This window comes from Halocalculus aciditolerans, assembly GCF_014647475.1.
Lineage (GTDB): Archaea > Halobacteriota > Halobacteria > Halobacteriales > Halobacteriaceae > Halocalculus > Halocalculus aciditolerans.
Genome location: NZ_BMPG01000003.1, coordinates 1 through 18,318, shown reverse-complemented (window position 1 = coordinate 18,318; position 18,318 = coordinate 1). Strand labels below are relative to the sequence as shown.

The following is an 18,318-nucleotide window of genomic DNA, read 5'->3' as shown; positions in this document are numbered from 1 at the left end:
CCCAGTAAACTGACTACTATTCGCTCGCTCGTCGTCGACGCTTCACCGTCGGTCTTCGGCTGTGGCGTTCGTGGTGATACGTCGCGAAGGTATTTCTCGGCGGGAGTTCTCCGTTCGAGTGATACGTGACGTCGAGAGAGGACGCGGCCCGTGAGGTCGAACGCGGTATTCGGTTCGGTATCCTCGGGGTGTTGGCGCTGGGGGCGCGCCGTCGGAGCCCGGGCGCTGTCGTGAACGCCGCGCTGGCGTTCGCGGCGACGTTCCTCCCCGGGCTCTTCGAGCGGGTGTTCGGCGTCGAGTTTCGGCCGTGGCAGCGCGTGTACGCCGACGCGGCGATGTTGACGCACTCGGCGGGGATGCTCGGCCCGTACGACGACGTCTGGTGGTGGGACCACGTGACGCACACGCATTCCGCGACGCTGCTGGCGGGTATCGTGCACGTCGTGGCGCGCCGCCGCGGGCGGGACCCACGACCACGCGTTATCGGCGCGGTCGCCGTCGTCGGCGTCGGCTGGGAACTCATCGAGTTCGCGATTCACGCCGTCGCCGACCGCTTCGGCGTCGAACCCATTCTCGTCCCCTACGGCACCCGGGATACGGCGTTCGACCTGCTCTTCGACTTCCTCGGTGCCCTGATCGTTCTCGCCGTCGGCGACCGCCTCCTCGGGAACTTCCTCGATTAGGCCGTCTGCGGTGTGTCCGCCGCCGCGTCGCCGGGCAGCCACTCTCCGAAGCGCGCGTCGTCGACCTCGCGCTCGTCGGCGCGACCGACCATCGCGTGCTTCGTGAGCGCCGCCTTGGTCTCCCGGATGGCGTGGTCGTCGAGGTGGTCGGTGGCGACCTGGAGCAGTCCCGCTTTCGCGCTCGCGGTCCCGTCGGCCTCGACCGCTCGTTCAGCGCCACAGCGCGGACAGGTGAGCACAACTGCGTGTCCCATACCCGTGATTCGGACGCGACACCCAAGAGCGTTCCTCGGGAGGGGTATTGCGCTCTCCGGACGTCTCTATCCCCCTCCCGAGAGTCGCGTCGGGGAATCGCTGGAACCCCCATAGTGAAACGCGTCCTCCACGCAGTACGGGATAGATGAGCGCGGACGACGCGGGGGACGCGGTCGGAAGCGATGCGGGTTCGGACGGGAGCGACGCGGACGCGACCGCCGAGACGGCGAACCCGATGTGGGGGCTCTACCGCGAGTACGGACGGGCGAACGCCGGGTGGGCGGCCGCCGGCGTTGCGGGGACGGTGGCGGCGCGGCTCCTGAGTCTCGTGCCCGCGTACCTCGTCGGGCTGGCGGTGGACGCGATCTTCCTCGAACAGCGCGTGTTCTCGATACCGCTCCTGCCGGCGGCGGCGACGCCGACGGACGCGTGGGCGCAGGTCGAACTCGTCGTCGGCCTGCTCGCCGCCGCGACGGTGTTCGGCGCGCTGTTCTCGTGGGTGCAGGCGTGGGCGTGGACGGTGTTCGCACAGACCGTCCAGTACGGCCTGCGCACGGACGCCTACGAGGCGCTCCAAGACCTCGACCTCGCGTTCTTCGCGCGCCGCCGCACGGGCGACATCATGGCCGTCCTGAACAACGACGTCGACCAGCTCGAGGCCTTCCTCGAAGACGGCCTCTCCTCGTCGCTGGAGGTGCTCGCGGTCTTCTTCGGCATCGGCTCGGTGCTCTTCCTCCTGAACGCGCCGCTGACCGTGGTAACGATGGTCCCGGTGCTCGTCCTCGGCGCGTTCACGGCCGGTTTCCTCCGCGTCATCGAACCGCGGTATTTCGGCGTGCGCGAGCGCGTCGGCGACCTGAACGCGCGCCTGGAGAACAACGTCGCGGGCATCGAGACGGTGAAGACCGAGCACGCGGAGGCCCACGAGGCCGGGCGGGTGCGGGAGGCGGCGCGCGACTACCTCGACGCGACGCTCCGCGCCGTCAAGGTCCAGGTCGCGTTCTTCCCGGGCATCAACCTCATCTCCGGTCTCGGGTTCGCGACGGTCTTCCTCCTCGGCGGCTACTGGGTCGTCAGCGGCCCGCCGTTCGGCCTCTCCGGGTCGCTCTCTCCCGGCGAGTTCGTGACCTTCACCATCTACGCCCAGCAGTTCATCTGGCCGGTCATCCAGTTCGGCGGCGTCGTCGACGACTACGGCCGCGCGAACGCCGCGGCGCGCCGCGTCGACGAGATCCTCGCCCGCGAACCCGCGGTGACCGACGCCCCCGACGCCGAACCGCTCGACGTCGACGACGGCCGCGTCGAATACGACGGCGTCGACTTCGCGTATCGCGGGGATACCTCGCCGGCTGACGCGTCGGCTCGTCCCGATGCGTCCCGGAGCGACAGACGGGACAGTACTGGGGAGGACGAGTCGGCGCGGCCCGTCCTCCGCGACGTCTCCTTCGACGTCGCGGGCGGCAGCACGGTCGGCGTCGTCGGGCCGACGGGCGCGGGCAAATCCACCCTCCTCAAACTCCTCAATCGGCTCTACGACCCGGACGCGGGGAGTGTTCGCGTCGACGGGCAGGACGTCCGGGACGTGACCCTCGCGAGCCTCCGCGAGCAAGTCGGATACGTGAATCAGGACCCCTTCTTGTTCTTCGGAACGGTGGCGGAAAACATCCGGTACGGGTCGTTCGACGCGACGCGCGCCGAGGTGGAGGCGGCGGCTGAGGCGGCGCAGGCGGACATCTTCGTCGAGAACCTCCCGGACGGCTACGACACGATGGTCGGCGAGAGGGGGGTGAAGCTCTCGGGCGGGCAGCGCCAGCGCGTCGCGCTCGCGCGCGCCATCCTGAAAGACCCCGAGATTCTCGTGCTCGACGAGGCGACGAGTCACGTGGACACCGAGACGGAGGCGCTCATCCAGCGCTCGCTCGCCGACCTCGTCGAGGACCGCACGGCGTTCGTCATCGCTCACCGGCTCTCGACCGTGCGGCAGGCCGACCGCGTGCTCGTCCTCGACGACGGCCGCGTGGTGGAGGACGGCACGCACGAGGCGCTCCTCGACGCCGACGGCCTCTACGCGAACCTCTGGAAAGTACAAGTGGGCGAACTCGACGCGCTCACCCCGGACTTCGTCGAACGCGCCCGCCGCCACCTCGCGGAAACGAGGGACGGCGACGCCGACGAATCATAAAAGTTCACTTTACTTAATTCAACTCTAGTGGTTTTATCGGGTGCGAGCGCCTGCCCTCGACCAATGGCGACTAGCGACCACGACACGACGACTCTCGCCGACTCCTACACCGAAACGACGCGCATCCTCATGCCCAACCACACGAACAACCTCGGCCGCGCCCTCGGCGGCACCGTCCTCCACTGGATGGACATCACCGGCGCTATCGCCGCCCGCCGCTTCGCCCGCGAACAGGTCGTCACCGCCTCCATGGACCACGTCGACTTCCGCGGCCCCATCGACCTCGGAGACGTCGTCGCCGTCACCGCCTACGTCTTCGACACCGGCGACACCAGCATGGACGTCCTCGTCACCGTCCACGCCGAACGCCCCGCCGAAAACGAACGCCACGAAGCCGCCGCCTCCCTCTTCACTTTCGTCGCGCTCGACGCCGACGAACACCCCACGAGCGTCCCCGACCTCGCCTGCCCCACCGACGACCAGACCGCCCTCCGCGAAGAAGCCCTCGACCGCCGCCGCGCCCTCGCCGCCGCCCCCTGACACGTCTGCATCTCACCGCCGCTACGGTCGGTACTCCCAGTTGATGGCGTCGCGCAGCCACGCGAGCGGCGCGCGGTCCGCCCCAGATGGCCGCTCGACGGTCGTGTTCCCCCAGCGGTCGTAGTAGTACGTCGTCGAGCCGGTGGCGTTCTCCGTCGGGTAGCGGGTGGTCGTCGTGACGCGCTGGAGCCACCCCGTCTCGGCGTCGACGCGGAGCGTGAGCGCGCCCTCGAAGCCGTCCGGCGGTCGCTCCGGGTTCGGGAGGGCGTTCGACGCGATGCCGTAGACGAGGCGGTCGTTCTCCACCGTGAGGACGACCGTCCCGTTCCCTCGGGTTTCCGTGACCGTGGCGTTCAGCGCGACGACGGCGTCGGCGATTCGGCTCTTGTTGAACACGCGATTGTCCCAGAGGAGGACCGCGCTCGACGCGACGTGCTCGCCGCTCGACGCGTTGTACGCGGCGTACCCGGCTTCGCTGGCGTAGACGTCGGGACCGACGCCGCCGAACGGCGCGCCGTTGTCCGCGATGTACTCGCGCTCGCTGTGCTCGACGTGGTAGCGCTGGAAGACGCACTGACCGTCGCGCTCGTACCAGTCACGGTCGTCGCAGGAGACGGCCCAGTCGACGCGGTAGTCGCCGTGCGCGGTCGCGTCGAGGGCGTCCACAGCCATGTCGCGGGGTGCGTCGCTCGCGTCGACGGGCTCGGCGGTCGGCGGCGCGTAGAACGGGTCGGCGACGCCGACGGCCGCGCCGACGAGGAGGAGGGCGAACACGCCAGCGAGGACGTATTTCAGGGCGGGCACGTCCGGTCCGTCATCGCGGAACCGCGTAAACGTTCGGACTTTTTCGAGCGCTTACCAGTCGAGCTGGCCGCCCTGCTGGTACTCCGTCACCTGCGTCTCGAAGAAGTTCTTCTCCTTGTTCAGGTCGGCCTGCTCGCTCATCCACGGGAACGGATTACCCGTCCCGTAGGCCTCGTCGATGCCGAGCTGGCCGAGGCGGCGGTCCGCGACGTACTCGACGTAGTCCGCGAAGCCGTCCGCGCTCATCCCGACGAGACCGTCCGGGCAGGCCTCCCGCGCGTAAATCTGCTCTAACTCCACGGCCTCCGTAACGAGGTCCGTGATCTCCTGCTCGAACTCGTCCGTCCAGACGCCCGGGTGCTCCTCGCGGATCTGATTGATGACGTCCACGCCGAACCCGACGTGGAGGGATTCGTCGCGCATGATGTACTCGAACTGCTGGCCCACGCCCGCCATCTTTCCTTGTCTTTTTAGGCCGAGCATCATCGCGAAGCCCGCGTAGAAGAACACGCCCTCCATGATGACGTAGAACCCGACGAGGTCGCGGAGGAACTCGCGGAGGTCGTCGTCCGTCTCGATGGTGAAATCGTCGTCGTCGACGGTCTGCGTGAGGTCGACGACGAACTCGTCTTTCGCCTCGATGCTCGGAATGCGGTCGTACATCCCGTAGAGGTAGTCCGGCTCGAACCCCAGGCTATCGCAGCAGTAGATGAACGTGTCCGTGTGAATCGCCTCCTCGTAGGCCTGCCGCAGGAGGTACTGCCGGCACTCGGGCGCGGTGATGTACTCGTAGAGCGCGAGCACGATGTTGTTCGCCGTGAGGGACTCCGCCGTCGAGAAGAACCCGAGGTTCCACTCGACGAGCTGGCGCTCCGCGTCGCTGAGCTCGTCGCCCTGCCACTGGCGGACGTCGTCCCCCATCGGCACTTCGGCGGGCACCCAGTTGTTCGCCACGCCCGCCTCGTAATACTCGCGCGCCCAGTCGTAGTCGATGGGCAGTATCTTGTTCGGGTCGTGTTCGGCGTCGTGATCCAGAATCATTGACAGGCCTCACAGGTCGGGTCTTCGACCCGGCAGAGCTCGTCCCCCCCGCTCTCGCCCTTCGGCTCGCCGCCGTCGGCCGCGGTCTCGCCGCTTCCGTCTCCCGCGTCGTCGCCCCGATGTTGGGTTTTCCCGTACTCGTGCATGTCGAGAGTGGACTTCTCGAACTGAGACGCGCCGAGCGTCCGCAGGTAGTAGGTCGTCTTCACGCCGAGCTTCCAGGCTTCGCGGTAGACGTCGTCGAGCAGGCTCCCGTCCGTGCTCGGGAAGAAGACGTTATGTGAAATCGACTGGTCGATCCACGTCCCCCGGTGGGCCGTGAGGCGGAGCTGGTGGCGCGGGTCGATTTCGAACGCCCCCCGGTAGAGCTCCTGGAGGTCGTCGGGAACGCGGTCGATCTCCTGCACGGAGCCGTCGTGGTACTTCAGGCGGTCGCGGAGGTCCTCGTCCCAGAGACCGCGCTCTTCGAGGTCGTCGACGAGGTAGTCGTTCCGAATCGTGAAATCGCCGCTCATGTTCGACTTCACGTAGAGGTTCGCGTACACCGGCTCGATGCTCGGCGTCGTGCCGTTGATGGTGGAGACGGTCGCCGTCGGCGCGACCGCCATCGTGTTCGAGTTCCGCATCCCGTGCTCGGCGACGTGCTCGCGCACGACGAACCAGTCCATCGACTCCGAGCGGTCCGTCGGAATCTCCCGACCCCGCTCTTCTTCCAGCACGTCGACGGTGTCCTGCGGGAGGAGTCCGCGGTCCCACTTCGACCCCTCGTAGGAGTCGTACGTCCCCCGCTCTTTCGCGAGCTTCGAGGATTCGAGGATGGCGTGGTAGGAGACGAACTCCTGCCACCGGTTCGCCTTCTCGACGGCGTCTTCGCTCCGCATCGGAATCCCGCAGGCCATCAGGGCCGCGTGGAACCCCATCACGCCGAGGCCGACGGGCCGATGGCGCATGTTCGAGCGCTCGGCCTTTTCGGTGGGGTAGAAGCAGAGGTCGACGACGTTGTCGAGCATCCGCATCGCCGTCTCGATGGTCTCCGCGAGGCGCTCGCGGTCGAGCTCGGAATCAGAGACGTGCGTCTCGAAGTTCACGCTCCCGAGGTTGCACACTGCGGTTTCGTCCTCGCTCGTGTTCAGCGTGATTTCCGTGCAGAGATTGGACGAGTGGACGACGCCCTCGTGGTCCTGCGGCGACCGGATGTTGGACGGGTCCTTGAACGTAATCCACGGGTGGCCGGTCTCGAAGAGCCGCGTGAGCGTCTGCCGCCAGAGTGCCTCGGCGTCGCGCGTCTCGTACTGCCGGAGTTCGCCGTTCTCCGCCTTCTCCTCGTACTTCTCGTACTGCTCGCGGAACTCCTCGCCGTAGGTCTCGTGGAGCTCCGGCACCTCGTTCGGCGAGAAGAGCGTCCACTCGCCGCCTTCTTCGACGCGTTCCATGAAGAGGTCGGGGATCCACGCCGCGGTGTTCATGTCCGGCGTGCGGCGGCGCTCGTCGCCCGTGTTCCGCTTGAGGTCGAGGAAGTCCGGGTAGTCGAGATGCCACGGGGCGAGATAGGCGGCGGCGGCCCCGCGGCGCTTCCCGGAGCGATTGATGGCGGACGTGACGTCGTTCGAGATACGGAGGAAGGGGACGACGCCCGTCGACTCGACGCCGGTGGATTCGATGCGGCTGCCGGCGGCGCGGACGTTCGTCCAGTCGTTCCCGAGGCCGCCGCTCCACTTCGAGAGCTTCGCGTGGCCCTTGTAGCCGTCGAAGATTCCCTCCAGGTCGTCCTCCATCGTCGTGAGGTAGCACGAGGAGAGCTGAGGGTGGGCGGTGCCCGCGTGGAAGAGCGTCGGCGTCGAGGGCGTGAACTCGAAGCGGGAGAGGACGCCGTAGAACTCGACCGCGCGCGCTTGCGGGTCGTCCTCTTCGAGCGCGAGCCCCATCGCGACCCGCATCCAGAAGGCCTGCGGGAGCTCTAAGGGCTCGCTGTCCGGCCCCTCGCGGAGGTAGTAGCGCTGGTGGAGGGTGTCGAGCGCCATGTAGCCGAAGTCGTGGTCGCGCTCCGGTTCCAGCTCGTCGGCGAGCGCGTCGAGGTCGAAGGTGTCGAGCATGCGCTCGTCGAGGAGGCCGTGTTCGTCGGCTTCGCGGAGGTTCTCGACGAACGCCGCTCGATACGCCTTATCGCGGTCGAAGCCGGAGAGCGGCTCGCCGAAGTGCGTCTCCTCGTACTGGCGTCGGTGGAGCGCGGCGGCGAGGTCGTCGTAGGCGGGGCCGCGTTCCGCGCGGGCCGTCGCCGCGCCGATGGCGGCCTCGTAGCGCTGCTCGCGCGTCGGGTCGCTCGGCAGACCGCGCTCGGCGTCCTCGACGAGCTCGTCGATTTCGATCTCGATCTCGGTGGCTGTTCGTGCGTCGTCCAGCAGTCGCCGGACGGTCGCGTCGCTGTCGGTGGTCGCGTGGCTCATAGTGTCGTAGTCGTCGTTCCGATAGCCGGTGCTGCTCGTGTCTCTCGCTACCGTCTGTCCGTCCGGGACGACGCCCCGGCGGGTGTACACTCCTGTCCGCGCCGCCCACCCATAAAAGTTGCCAACCACAGTTGCAGTAGTTCAACGCTAGTTGATTAACGGCGTGGGCGTCCCCTCCCCACCGAACCCGCGCCCGAATCGACGGCCACACCCGCACCAGCCACGAGAAGACCGCAAAACGCTCGGTAAAGCGTCTAAATATCTCTCGAAACGTCTCACTCGCCGAGTTCACGCGCTTTCTCGCCGTGAAAACACCTCAAGGGCCTGTCGGGTATATGGGGTCGCGGTCCCTGGACAGAAGTGGAGGCACACGCCAGATGTCGACCCGCCAACCCACGACCGTCCTCGACCGCTACGCGAGCCGCACCGCCCGCGTCGCACTCCGCCCAGTCCGCGCCATCGCGTTCTGGAGCGCGGTCGCTCTCCCGTTCGCCGTTCTCGCCCTCACCCTCACCGGTACGACCGACCCGCTGACGCTCGTCCCTCTCTTCGCCGCCAACGTCCTCGCCCTCGTCGCCGGCCGCGACCACACGCCCAACTGACGGCCGCACGTGCTCCGCTGACTGACGCCTTCCCCATCCCCGACTGACGCCCTCTTGCTACACGCTCCCGATTCCGTCGCCAAGAGCCGACTCGACCGTGCTCTCTCACCCTCGCCAGTACGACGGCGTCAACAACACGAGCACCGGGATGATTTCGATGCGCCCCACCCACATCATGAGCGTCATCGCGACCTTCGTCGAGCGCGGGAACGGCTCGTAGCTCGCGAGCGGGCCCGCCAGCCCGAACGCCGGGCCGATGTTGAAGAACGTCGACGCCGTCGCGCTCATCGCCTCGAACTCCGACACCACGAGCCCCGACCGAGACGTGTCCACGACGACGAAAATCGACCCGCCGCGAAACACACCAGCCCGACGAGCGTGTACGAGTAGATGTCGCGAATCGTGTCCTCGTCGACGACGCTCCCCGTCAGCCGAACCGGCTTCACGACGCTCGGCGACGCCGACACCAGGAGGTCGCGACGGAACGTCTTCAACACGACGAGCCACCGGAACGCCTTGATCGAACACGTCGTGCTCCCCGCCATCCCGCCGATGAACATACAGAGGAAGAGCAGGTGCTTCGCCCCCGGCGTCCAGAGATTGAAGTCCGTGCTCGCGTACCCCGTCGTCGTCACTATCGACACCACCTGGAAGAGCGTGTGCCGCGCCGTCGCCTCGACCCCTATCTCCGCTCCCGGCGGCGCGTTCAGCACGCGAATCCCCGCGATAGCCAGCGTGAAGAGCGCGAGCACCCCGAGGTAGAACCGGAACTCCTCGCTCTCCCGGAGCCGCGAGAACTCGCCCCGCGTCACCGCGTAGAGCAGAATGAAACTCGTCGCCCCCGTCACCATGAAGGGGATGATGACCCACTGCACCGCCGGCGAGAACGCCGCGATGCTCGCCCCGCGCGGCGAGAACCCGCTCGTCGAAATCGTCGTGAACGCGTGCGCCACCGCGTCGAACGCCGTCATCGACGGCGCGAACCCGACCAGATGCAGCGCGTAGAGCACGCCCACCTGCAGCGCCGTCAACCCGATGTAGAGCTTCCACAGCAACGCCGCCGTCTCCGAGATCTTCGGCGTCAACCGCGTGACGTCCTGCGTCTGCGTCTCCGTCTCCATCAACTGCGCCCCGCCGACCGAGAGCTGACTCAACACCGCCGTCGCCAACACCAGGATCCCCAGCCCGCCCAGCCACTGGAGCGTCGACCGCCACAACAACACCGCCCGCGAGTGCGCGTCGAAATCCACGAGCACCGTCGCCCCCGTCGTCGTCACCCCGCTCATGCTCTCGAACAGCGCGTTCACCGGCTCAGCAATCGTCCCCACGCCCGCCAGCACGAACGGCACCGCCCCCACCACCGCCACGCTCAACCACGTCAACGCCACCATCAAGAACGCCTCTCGCACCTCCAACTCGCGCTTCCCGGTCAGTCGCTCCAACCCCGCTCCCGCGACCGCCGCCCCCACCATCGGCACCGCGAACGGCACCACCGCCGTCCCGTCGTAGAGCGCGAGCGCCAGCGGCAGACACAACGGCACCCACAGCCACTTCACGACCATTCCCATCAGCGCCACGCTCACCCGCCAATCCACGCGGAGCGACATCTACGACCCAACCGGCCGTCCCCGGCCGCCCCCTCCGTTCTCTCCCGATACGTTCACTACCCTATCGCCCGCGAGCACGCGGCTTATTCCTACTGGCTTCGCCGCTCCGTGACACCGTCACGCAAAACCCTAACTCCCCGTCCGCGCATACTCTACAGTGTGCCCGACACCGACCTCTCCTACGACGACATCCTCGTCCCCACCGACGGCAGCGGCGGCACCCAGCCCTACCTCGACCAAGCCATCGAACTCGCCACCCAACACGACGCCCGTATCCACGCGCTCTACGTCGTCGACACCCGCGTCCGCAGCATCGTCCGAGACGCCGTCTGGCCCGACGTCCAATCCGACATCCGCGTCGACGCCGACACCGCCGTGAAATCCATCGAAGGCGCAGCCAAACGCGCCGACGTCGACGCCGTCACCGCCGTCCGCACCGGCATCCCCCACGACGAAATCCTCGCCTACGCCGACGAGAACGACATCGACCTCATCGTCATGGCCACCCACGGCCGCAGCGGCCCCGAACGCGCCGCCCTCGGCAGCACCACCGAACGCGTCCTCCGCCAAGCCCACGTCCCCGTCCTCACCGTCCGCCTCGACGAACACCGCCGCGACTAACGCGACTCCCGCTCCGCCTCGGTCCGCTCCGCCACCGCCTCCCTCGCCGACGCCCGCACGAACTCCTCGGTCACCCGCGACAGATCGTGAATCCGCTCACCGTTGAGCGTGAGGAGAGTCCCCGGTTTCTCGGCCATCTTGGTGATCACCTCCGTCTCTACCGGAATATCCAGGTCGATAGTTGTGCCGATGAGGAAGTGTTTGTCCGGGAGTGACTTATTCCGGTCCAGTACGGCCCCGCCAAATCTGTGTGCGCCTTCGTAACGGAAGTTCTCTGCAACTCGATGCGAGTCCGGCGTTACGGATTCGACTTCGATTCGGCCAGGTGGTCCGGCGGGTCCAACGATAGTTGCTCGAGTCGGGTTTCCGACTAACCACCACTGTGGTTCGATGGCGGCTTGCTTCGTCGAATCGGCCAGCGTACAGCCACCGAGCAGGTACCCGGCAATCCTTCCCGTGCCAGCGTCGTCACCCCCAACTGCGACGGCGTTGAGTGCGCCGGCATCGACAGCCCGTGACGCTGTCTCACGGCCGCTATTCGTGAGGAGAACCGTCGATACTTCGATGGCGACTTCACTGAGAGAGAGGGAACCGTTACTGCAGGTGAGAATACCCTCGTTCGCCGGAACACCGACGACGGCGCAGTCGGCGACACTCTCGAGTGCGGACCGAACCTCCTCTCGGCTCGGTGGAACGCTCGTTATCGATATCTCGACGTCGTTCGGTGTTTGACTCGCAGCTACCGCGGTCGACGAGGCCAGCGCTTCAGGTGCGCCGATGACGATGCACCGCGCTTCCTCCTGGGTCGACATCGGCACATCGATTCCTCGCTCATACGAGTCCGAACGGATCTGAGCAATTCCGGCCGGAGCGTCTGCGCCCGTGTATCCGACACTCATCGATGGTGAAACCTTGGTCGTCGTGTCCTCCCCTCTCACCGTGTGGATTCGTGCGAGGTCGTTTGCGAGGTACGGTAGAACACCGACGTCTTCGGGGGTGTCGCGAACAACTGCGGTCAGCGGCCATTCCGGGAGATACCGCTCGACATCGCTGAGAGAGACTTCGAGGTATTCCATCAACTGCTCGCTGATAGTAGCATCGTAGAGTTCGGGTGGTGAAAACGGGAGGTGGCTTCCGACTTTCTCGTATTCGTATCGGTCGAAGTTGTAGTAGCCACCGATGCGTACGAGCGAATCCAGGAAGAACGTCTTTCCGAGCAAGGCGTCGATTTTCGACTCGGCACCGACTCCAGCTCCGAGCGACTCGCTGTACCCGTTCTCGAGGCGAAGGGTCGTCTCGTCGCGGTCGCCTATCGTGACTTCTGCACCTACGTACGTTGCGAGCGTCGCGACTCGATACATGGCGAGCCGTGAGTTCGGGACCTCGATTGTGATTCCCGTATCTGGTTTAGTGACCTCACCTGGAATGTGTAGCTCGGCCCCACGTTCGACTGCTGGGGAGTGCCCTCGTAAGGTCGGCCACGACCGTTCGCAACTCCACTCTTTGATTCCAGAACCGAGATGAGAGATGGCTTCTGCGACGTCTTGTAGGTCGTCAGATACGGTGATCGTCGCTGCTGGCTGGGAATGCTCGGAGCGCGCCCCGACCTCGATTCGCGTCGAGCCTCTACACGCGACAGTCACTTCTAGCCCTCCTCCGGGTCCGCTGGAAGCTCGTACCTCGAACTCGGTTTCGAACAGCCTGATATACCCGACAAACGGGGACAGAATATTCAGATAGTACGTTCCCCGTTCGAACTCCACTGTTTCGGCTCCGATTCCTCGGAGGTGATTCCCGTATTCGTCGAAGACGGAGACCGAGCTGACTTCGTCGATTTCGAGTTCGCTGGCGTAGAAGGTGACGGCGTCGTCGAGGGGGGCGATGAAGGAGTCGGGGTCGGAGGGGGCGATGGCGGGGGGTTCGTCGGTGTGGATGGCGAGGGAGTGGTCTTCGATTTCGTCGGTGACGACGATGCCGTGGTCGTCGTCGGCGCGCGCGAAGGTGATGGGGTTCCCCGTGTCGTGTCGCCCGCTGGTCATTCTGAAGGTGTCTTTGGCATTGGGATGGTTTACGGGTTTCTGTGGTGCGGTCGCACGGGTGGGGGATCGCGGTATGTGGCCGCGCGCTCGGGTGCGGTCGTCCGCTTCGCGGTCACGGTCTCCTCGTCACTCCGCCCGCCATTCGGACTCCTCTCGAGGCCCGTCGTCGTTCGGTGCCGTTTCGGCGAGCGCTCGCTCCGCGGAGTCGCGCACGAGTGCTTCTGTCACGCGCGAGCGGTCGTGGATGCGCTCGCCGTTGAGCGTGAGGAGGTATTCGGGGCCCGCTGTGAGTTCGAGGACGGTCTCGGTGCTGACGGGGGCGTCCAGTGACACGGTGACGCCGACGAGGCTGTGGACGTCCGCTATCGCGTCGTCCTGCACCCAGACGACGCTCCCTAACCGGTGGTGTTTCCGCGGGAGCGGGGTGTACGTCACGTCGTGTTCGTCCGGGGCGACGGAGTCGACCCGGAGCTCCATCCAGACCTGCTCGTCGTCGGACGCGACGACTCGCTGTGGGTCGCCGGCGAGCCACCACGGCGCGTCCGCGGCCGCGGCCCGGACCGCGTCGGTGTGCGTGCAGCCGGCGGCGAGGTAGCCGGCGACACGCCCGGCCCGTTCGGAGTCGCCCGCGAGTGCGACCGCGTCGAGCGCGCCGGCGTCGACGGCTCGACGAGCGGATACAGCATCGCCGTCGGTGAAGACCACCGTCGACGCGTCGACGTCGAGGCTGGTGAGGGAGAGCCCGCCGTCCCGGCAGGCGACGGTGCCGTTCGACGCGGCTACGCCGACGAGGACGACGTCGGCGTCGCGCTCGAGCGCGTCGGCGACGGCAGCTCGGCTTCTGTCGTCGACGCACGCGACACTGGGGTTCTGGGCGAGGCGGTCGGCCGAGACGGTCTCGACGAGATCGACGGTCTCCGGCGCGGCAACCACCACGACCTCCGCTCGCTCCCCGATGACGGCGTCCACCCCTCGCTCGTAGGCGTCGACGCTGAGCGCGGCGGTTCTCGCGGGCGATTCTGTGCTGCTGTCGCCCACGATCATCGACCGCGGGACCGACGATTTCGGGGTCCCGGTCGCCTCGCCGTGCGGCGTAACGTGCACGCGGGCGAGGTCGTTCACGAGATACGGGAGGAGTTCGACGTCCGCGGGGGCGTCGCGGAGCACGGCGGTGAGCGGCCACTCCGGCAGGTAGGGCTCGATATCGCCCGACGAAACGTCGAGGTACTCCATCAACTGCTCGCTGAGCGTCGCATCGTAGAGCTCCGGCGGATAGAACGGGAGGCGGCCGCCGACCGTCTCGTACTCGTAGCGCTCGAACTCGTAGTAGCCGCCGATACGCACGAGCGAGTCGAGGAAGAGACACCGCGCGAGCAGGTCGTCGACGCGACGCTCCACGCTTCTCCCCGTTCCGAGTCGCTCCTCGTAGCCGTTCTCGAGACAGAGAACGGTCGCCGCGCCGTCGGCAGGTTCGACGGTCGCGCCGAGATAGTATGCGAGCGGCGCGACCCGGTACACCGCCGCGTGCGACTTGGGGACGCACACCCTCACACCGGTCTCCGGCTTCGAGAGGTCGTCGGGGACGTGCAACCCCCCGCCGCGCTCGATGGCGGGCGGGTGGCCGCGAATCGTCGGCCACGACCGCTCCGCGCTCCACTCCTTCATTCCTGACCCCAGATAGCTCACGGCCGCCATCGCGTCCTCCGGGTCGTCGCCCACCGTTATCGTCGCCGCCGGGCGCTCGTGGCGCGACCGCGCGCCGACCTCGACGCGCGTCGGCCCGCCGGCAGAGACGTCGATATATTGGCTAGTCCCCGCATCCCCCCCTTGCGTCTCTATCGCCGTGTCGAACACCCGAATGTACAGTTGCACTTCCGACTGAACGTTCAGGTAGTACGTTCCGCGCGGGAACGCCGCGCCGCCGGCTCCGAGCCCCCGGACGTGATCACCGCGCTCGTCGAAGACCGACACCGAACTCACGCCCTCGACGCTGAGCTCGTTCGCGTAGAACGTCACGGCGTCGTCGAGCGGCGCGACGAAGGAGTCGGGGTCCGACGGCGCGAACGACGGCGGCTGGTCGGTGTGCACCGTCACCGAGCGCTCCTCGACGGTATCGGTGACGACGACGCCCAGGCCGTCGTCGGCGCGCTCGAACCGCACCGGCCTCTTCCCGCCGCCGTCACATGTCGGCATCTACTGGGAGTATGTATCGACGCCGAGACGTTTATCCTTGTCTCTCCCACCGTTCGGCTAGACGGTGTCTGACGGACGCCACTTCCGCTCCGCTCCGATGTCAGAACTCGCCGTCTGTAGTCCGTCCCTTCTCCGACCGGGACCGTCTGCTTCCTAAGAAACCAAACCGTCCGCTAACCGTACCACCCGGATCTAGACCTTGACTCCTCCCCTCGTAGACCCGTTTGATTCGGAAGTACACTGACGGGCGGTGGCAGGTTCGAAAACGACCGAGTTCATCCGAGACGACATCTGTAACACGGTGAGGCCGGCGAAGGCGACGATATCGATGACGCTTCAACCCATCAAGGGTTCGTCTGTAACGCGAAAAGGATTAGTCCCTTCGAGACTCACGACTAACTGGTTTGAGTGAGGCGGGCGTGTCACTCGACACACCCCTCTCCTTTCTACTCACGTAGCTGTTGCTGGGCTTCAACCCATCAAGGGTTCGTCTGTAACACCAAGACCGTTCCGTGGAAGGGCGGCGAGAAGGATTCAACCCATCAAGGGTTCGTCTGTAACGCGGGGCGAAAGTCGGCTACCGAGCGGATCAGATCGCTTCAACCCATCAAGGGTTCGTCTGTAACGAGGCCGCGGTGATGGAGATTCCGGTCGAGAGCGGGCTTCAACCCATCAAGGGTTCGTCTGTAACAAGACGTCGATATCGACGTCGATGCCGCGGCGGTCGCTTCAACCCATCAAGGGTTCGTCTGTAACCTGACGACGTACTTTGGCCCGATGGGATTAGACGTTGCTTCAACCCATCAAGGGTTCGTCTGTAACACGCTCCCGTCACTTTTGCCGAGCGGCATCTGCGCGCTTCAACCCATCAAGGGTTCGTCTGTAACTTTGACGACGCCAGCGACGGCGGCCGCGCGAACCGGGCTTCAACCCATCAAGGGTTCGTCTGTAACTCCTGCGACAAAATCGCTCGTCTGAGCACTTAGGCGCTTCAACCCATCAAGGGTTCGTCTGTAACACGAGGGAGACAGCAGTGATGTGACAAAGACCGGGCTTCAACCCATCAAGGGTTCGTCTGTAACTCTTAACTCTTGTCGTGTCATGGCGGGCCTTCCACGGGCTTCAACCCATCAAGGGTTCGTCTGTAACTCGGTCGGTGCGCCGATGCGCCACTTCACGGGCGGCTTCAACCCATCAAGGGTTCGTCTGTAACTCGTTTGCGTGCTCGTCAGCGGCCCGATACCCGGTAGCTTCAACCCATCAAGGGTTCGTCTGTAACAAGCAGGGCTCCGCGCTCCTCATCGGCCACACCGAGGCTTCAACCCATCAAGGGTTCGTCTGTAACGGTGCCCGGCTCTGGGCACTCAACGCTCCTACAGCCGGTTTTCACTTGGGTGTTTCCGTCGACCGTCGGTACCCCTGTTTCCCCGGGGGGTCGACGGATGCGTCGTTTTCTGAGTCGAATCCGTCGCGGTCGACTGGAATCCGTTCGGCAGTGTGCGCGGCTCTGGGTGGTTTGTCCGACGTTGTCGTGGGATTCGGAGGGAAACACGGCGAGTACCGCTGCTCCTCGTTCCGGTTGCGCATACCGGTTTCGACTACGTACTCGGGCCGATTTGACTGTCGACGAATGGCGTATTGGGTTCAGTGGACTGGTTCGACGTGCCGGTCGTCCCACCGGCGGCGTGCTTGTAGTGTGCGTCGCGCGGCGGGCGAGCGTGCACGGGTTCGTTCATCTCGTCTGGGGTGAGCGGACTCGATATCGTCCGGTGGGAGTCGTCCCCACTGTCGTCAATCCGGACTGCGACCGCATTACCGAGTCGGGTTGTCGGCTTTGATTCCGAACCGACTCGCCCGAACTGCTGTCACCACTCCGTGTACGTGACGTAGTCGGTGTTTTCGTACGCTACGAGCCACGTGCCGTAGGACTCGTTGACGTCTAACCCGTCGTGGGACCGAATCGTCTCGACGACCGAGCGGAACGCGTCACTATCGTCGAAGTAGCCACCGTCGATTGCTTCCTCGACGACCGACCGCTCCTCCGCGGTGAGTTCCGTGAGTTCGAACAGGTATCGTTCGCGGAGCTGCTCCGCATACGCCTCGACGCTCGACGCTACTTCCGTCACCTCGTACTCGTACGTCGTCTTCGACGCTGTCTCCGACTCGACCTTGACCCGATACCGGTTCCCGTCCCGAATCAGGATATCGTATCGCTGTGTCGGGACGAACACGGATTCACCCTTGAGGTCGTCCGCGGGCCCGTAGCCCACGCCGACGTCGAATCCGTCCCCCTCCTGGTGAGTGTCGTGCGCGAAGACCGACTCGAGGTGGTTTCGATCCACCCGCGGCAGGTCCTCGTAGCGGACCTCGCCCGTCTCAGCCGTCGAATTTTCAGGGTTGAAATCCACGAGGACGTCGTACACTGTCACCTCGCTGCTCCCGACCGGCGTCTCCGCGACGTCGTAGAACTGCCCGTTGACTCGGACCGTCTCGCCGTCGTCAAACAGGCCACGCAGCCCGCTCCGGGTCGCTGAACCGTTCGTTCTCGCCTTGGCGACGACGGTGTACGCTTCCGATCCCGAATCGACAGGTGTCGCGCGCTCGCGCGCGATGTCGTCTGCCGACGCCGCATCCATATCCAATACGACGGCCGGGTGCGCACACCCGGCGAGCGACACCGAAAGGAGGGCTGTCCCAGTTGCGAGGAACTGACGACGACGCATGCTATCTGAGAGACACAGCAATTATGAAAGCTTTCTGAACCATCGATCACGACGAACTCGTCTCGGAACTCACTAGAGGTCCAGAATATCGCCATTCAGTCGTGTGAACGTCTATCTACTGTATCTGTTCCTCTCGCGACCTTGCCGCCGTAGACGTCGACGAATAAGTATCACTCGCTCCGGCCCTCCGAAAATCCACATCGTGCGGCTTAAGTGTAGCCCGGCACTCGGAACAAATGCGAACGATGAGGTGGCCGGGGTCACCCCGTGCTACCGACGCATGCATCCGATTCCGGGGATCCCCTCCGACTCGCCTCTCACGAGGCCGGTTCGGAGGCCTTATGTATTCCCCACGCTTCGAATGAGTTGCGAACGATGAGGTGGCCGGGTCTACTCCCGCGCTACCGACGCACTCATTCCGGCTGGGGTCGACGCCGGCTCGGTCTAACCGAGCTTGGAACGATGTCCTTAAGTGTATCCTGGTACTCGGATGAGATGCGAACGTCGCGCCGAACACGCTTCGGCGAGTCGGACCTTGGAAGCCGATGGGCTTAAGGCCCGCCGCTTCCGACTACTAGGTCCGA

The 18,318-nt window shown here is 65.7% G+C and carries 12 protein-coding genes, 1 pseudogene and 1 CRISPR repeat array; of the genes and pseudogenes, 5 read left to right on the top strand and 8 right to left on the bottom strand.

What is annotated here, in order from left to right; genetic code table 11:
* The first annotated feature begins 125 nt into the window (after window positions 1–125).
* Window positions 126–683, top strand: coding sequence for a hypothetical protein (locus IEY26_RS11175; RefSeq protein WP_188978980.1), 558 nt, complete (start codon window positions 126–128; stop codon window positions 681–683).
* Here IEY26_RS11175 and IEY26_RS11170 read toward each other — a convergent pair.
* Entirely contained in the window at window positions 680–937 is a 258-nt protein-coding gene (locus IEY26_RS11170; protein WP_188978978.1) for a hypothetical protein, read from the bottom strand. The genes IEY26_RS11175 and IEY26_RS11170 overlap by 4 nt on opposite strands.
* 146 nt (window positions 938–1,083) lie before the next feature.
* Here IEY26_RS11170 and IEY26_RS11165 point away from each other — a divergent pair, with 146 nt between their 5' ends.
* Window positions 1,084–3,120: an ABC transporter ATP-binding protein gene (locus IEY26_RS11165; RefSeq protein WP_229774046.1), complete on the top strand. Its 2,037-nt coding sequence runs from the start codon at window positions 1,084–1,086 to the stop codon at window positions 3,118–3,120.
* A 63-nt stretch (window positions 3,121–3,183) separates the two neighbouring features.
* Window positions 3,184–3,660, top strand: a complete 477-nt coding sequence (locus tag IEY26_RS11160; RefSeq protein WP_188978976.1) for an acyl-CoA thioesterase — start codon at window positions 3,184–3,186, stop codon at window positions 3,658–3,660.
* A 21-nt stretch (window positions 3,661–3,681) separates the two neighbouring features.
* On the opposite strand, the gene IEY26_RS11155 is transcribed toward IEY26_RS11160, so the two are convergent.
* The 3 genes from IEY26_RS11155 to IEY26_RS11145 are packed head-to-tail and all read right to left on the bottom strand — an operon-like array spanning window position 3,682 to window position 7,949.
* Window positions 3,682–4,464, bottom strand: coding sequence for a hypothetical protein (locus IEY26_RS11155; RefSeq protein WP_188978974.1), 783 nt, complete (start codon window positions 4,462–4,464; stop codon window positions 3,682–3,684).
* 51 nt (window positions 4,465–4,515) lie between these two features.
* Complete coding sequence (locus IEY26_RS11150) at window positions 4,516–5,505, bottom strand: ribonucleotide-diphosphate reductase subunit beta (protein WP_188978972.1); 990 nt, start codon at window positions 5,503–5,505, stop codon at window positions 4,516–4,518.
* Window positions 5,502–7,949, bottom strand: coding sequence for a ribonucleoside-diphosphate reductase subunit alpha (locus tag IEY26_RS11145; protein ID WP_188978970.1), 2,448 nt, complete (start codon window positions 7,947–7,949; stop codon window positions 5,502–5,504). Before IEY26_RS11145 ends, IEY26_RS11150 begins: the two co-directional genes overlap by 4 nt.
* 377 nt (window positions 7,950–8,326) lie before the next feature.
* Between IEY26_RS11145 and IEY26_RS11140 the strand changes: the two genes are divergently transcribed.
* Complete coding sequence (locus IEY26_RS11140; RefSeq protein ID WP_188978968.1) at window positions 8,327–8,551, top strand: hypothetical protein; 225 nt, start codon at window positions 8,327–8,329, stop codon at window positions 8,549–8,551.
* 105 nt (window positions 8,552–8,656) lie between these two features.
* Here IEY26_RS11140 and IEY26_RS11135 read toward each other — a convergent pair.
* A pseudogene (locus tag IEY26_RS11135) lies at window positions 8,657–10,158 on the bottom strand (TrkH family potassium uptake protein).
* Window positions 10,159–10,317: 159 nt separating this feature from the next.
* On the opposite strand from IEY26_RS11135, the gene IEY26_RS11130 reads away from it, so the two are divergent.
* Window positions 10,318–10,779, top strand: a complete 462-nt coding sequence (locus IEY26_RS11130) for a universal stress protein (RefSeq protein WP_188978966.1) — start codon at window positions 10,318–10,320, stop codon at window positions 10,777–10,779.
* Here IEY26_RS11130 and IEY26_RS11125 read toward each other — a convergent pair.
* From IEY26_RS11125 to IEY26_RS11115, 3 genes are all read right to left on the bottom strand, one after another.
* Window positions 10,776–12,818: a hypothetical protein gene (locus IEY26_RS11125; protein ID WP_188978964.1), complete on the bottom strand. Its 2,043-nt coding sequence runs from the start codon at window positions 12,816–12,818 to the stop codon at window positions 10,776–10,778. The genes IEY26_RS11130 and IEY26_RS11125 overlap by 4 nt on opposite strands.
* A 126-nt stretch (window positions 12,819–12,944) precedes the next feature.
* Window positions 12,945–15,011, bottom strand: coding sequence for a hypothetical protein (locus tag IEY26_RS11120; RefSeq protein WP_188978962.1), 2,067 nt, complete (start codon window positions 15,009–15,011; stop codon window positions 12,945–12,947).
* A gap of 468 nt (window positions 15,012–15,479) precedes the next feature.
* Window positions 15,480–16,356: a CRISPR direct-repeat array (repeat unit 30 nt; unit sequence GCTTCAACCCATCAAGGGTTCGTCTGTAAC).
* A gap of 520 nt (window positions 16,357–16,876) precedes the next feature.
* Window positions 16,877–17,734 carry a hypothetical protein gene (locus IEY26_RS11115; RefSeq protein WP_188978960.1) on the bottom strand — a complete coding sequence of 286 codons (858 nt, stop codon included), beginning with the start codon at window positions 17,732–17,734 and terminating at the stop codon, window positions 16,877–16,879.
* Window positions 17,735–18,318: the final 584 nt, after the last annotated feature.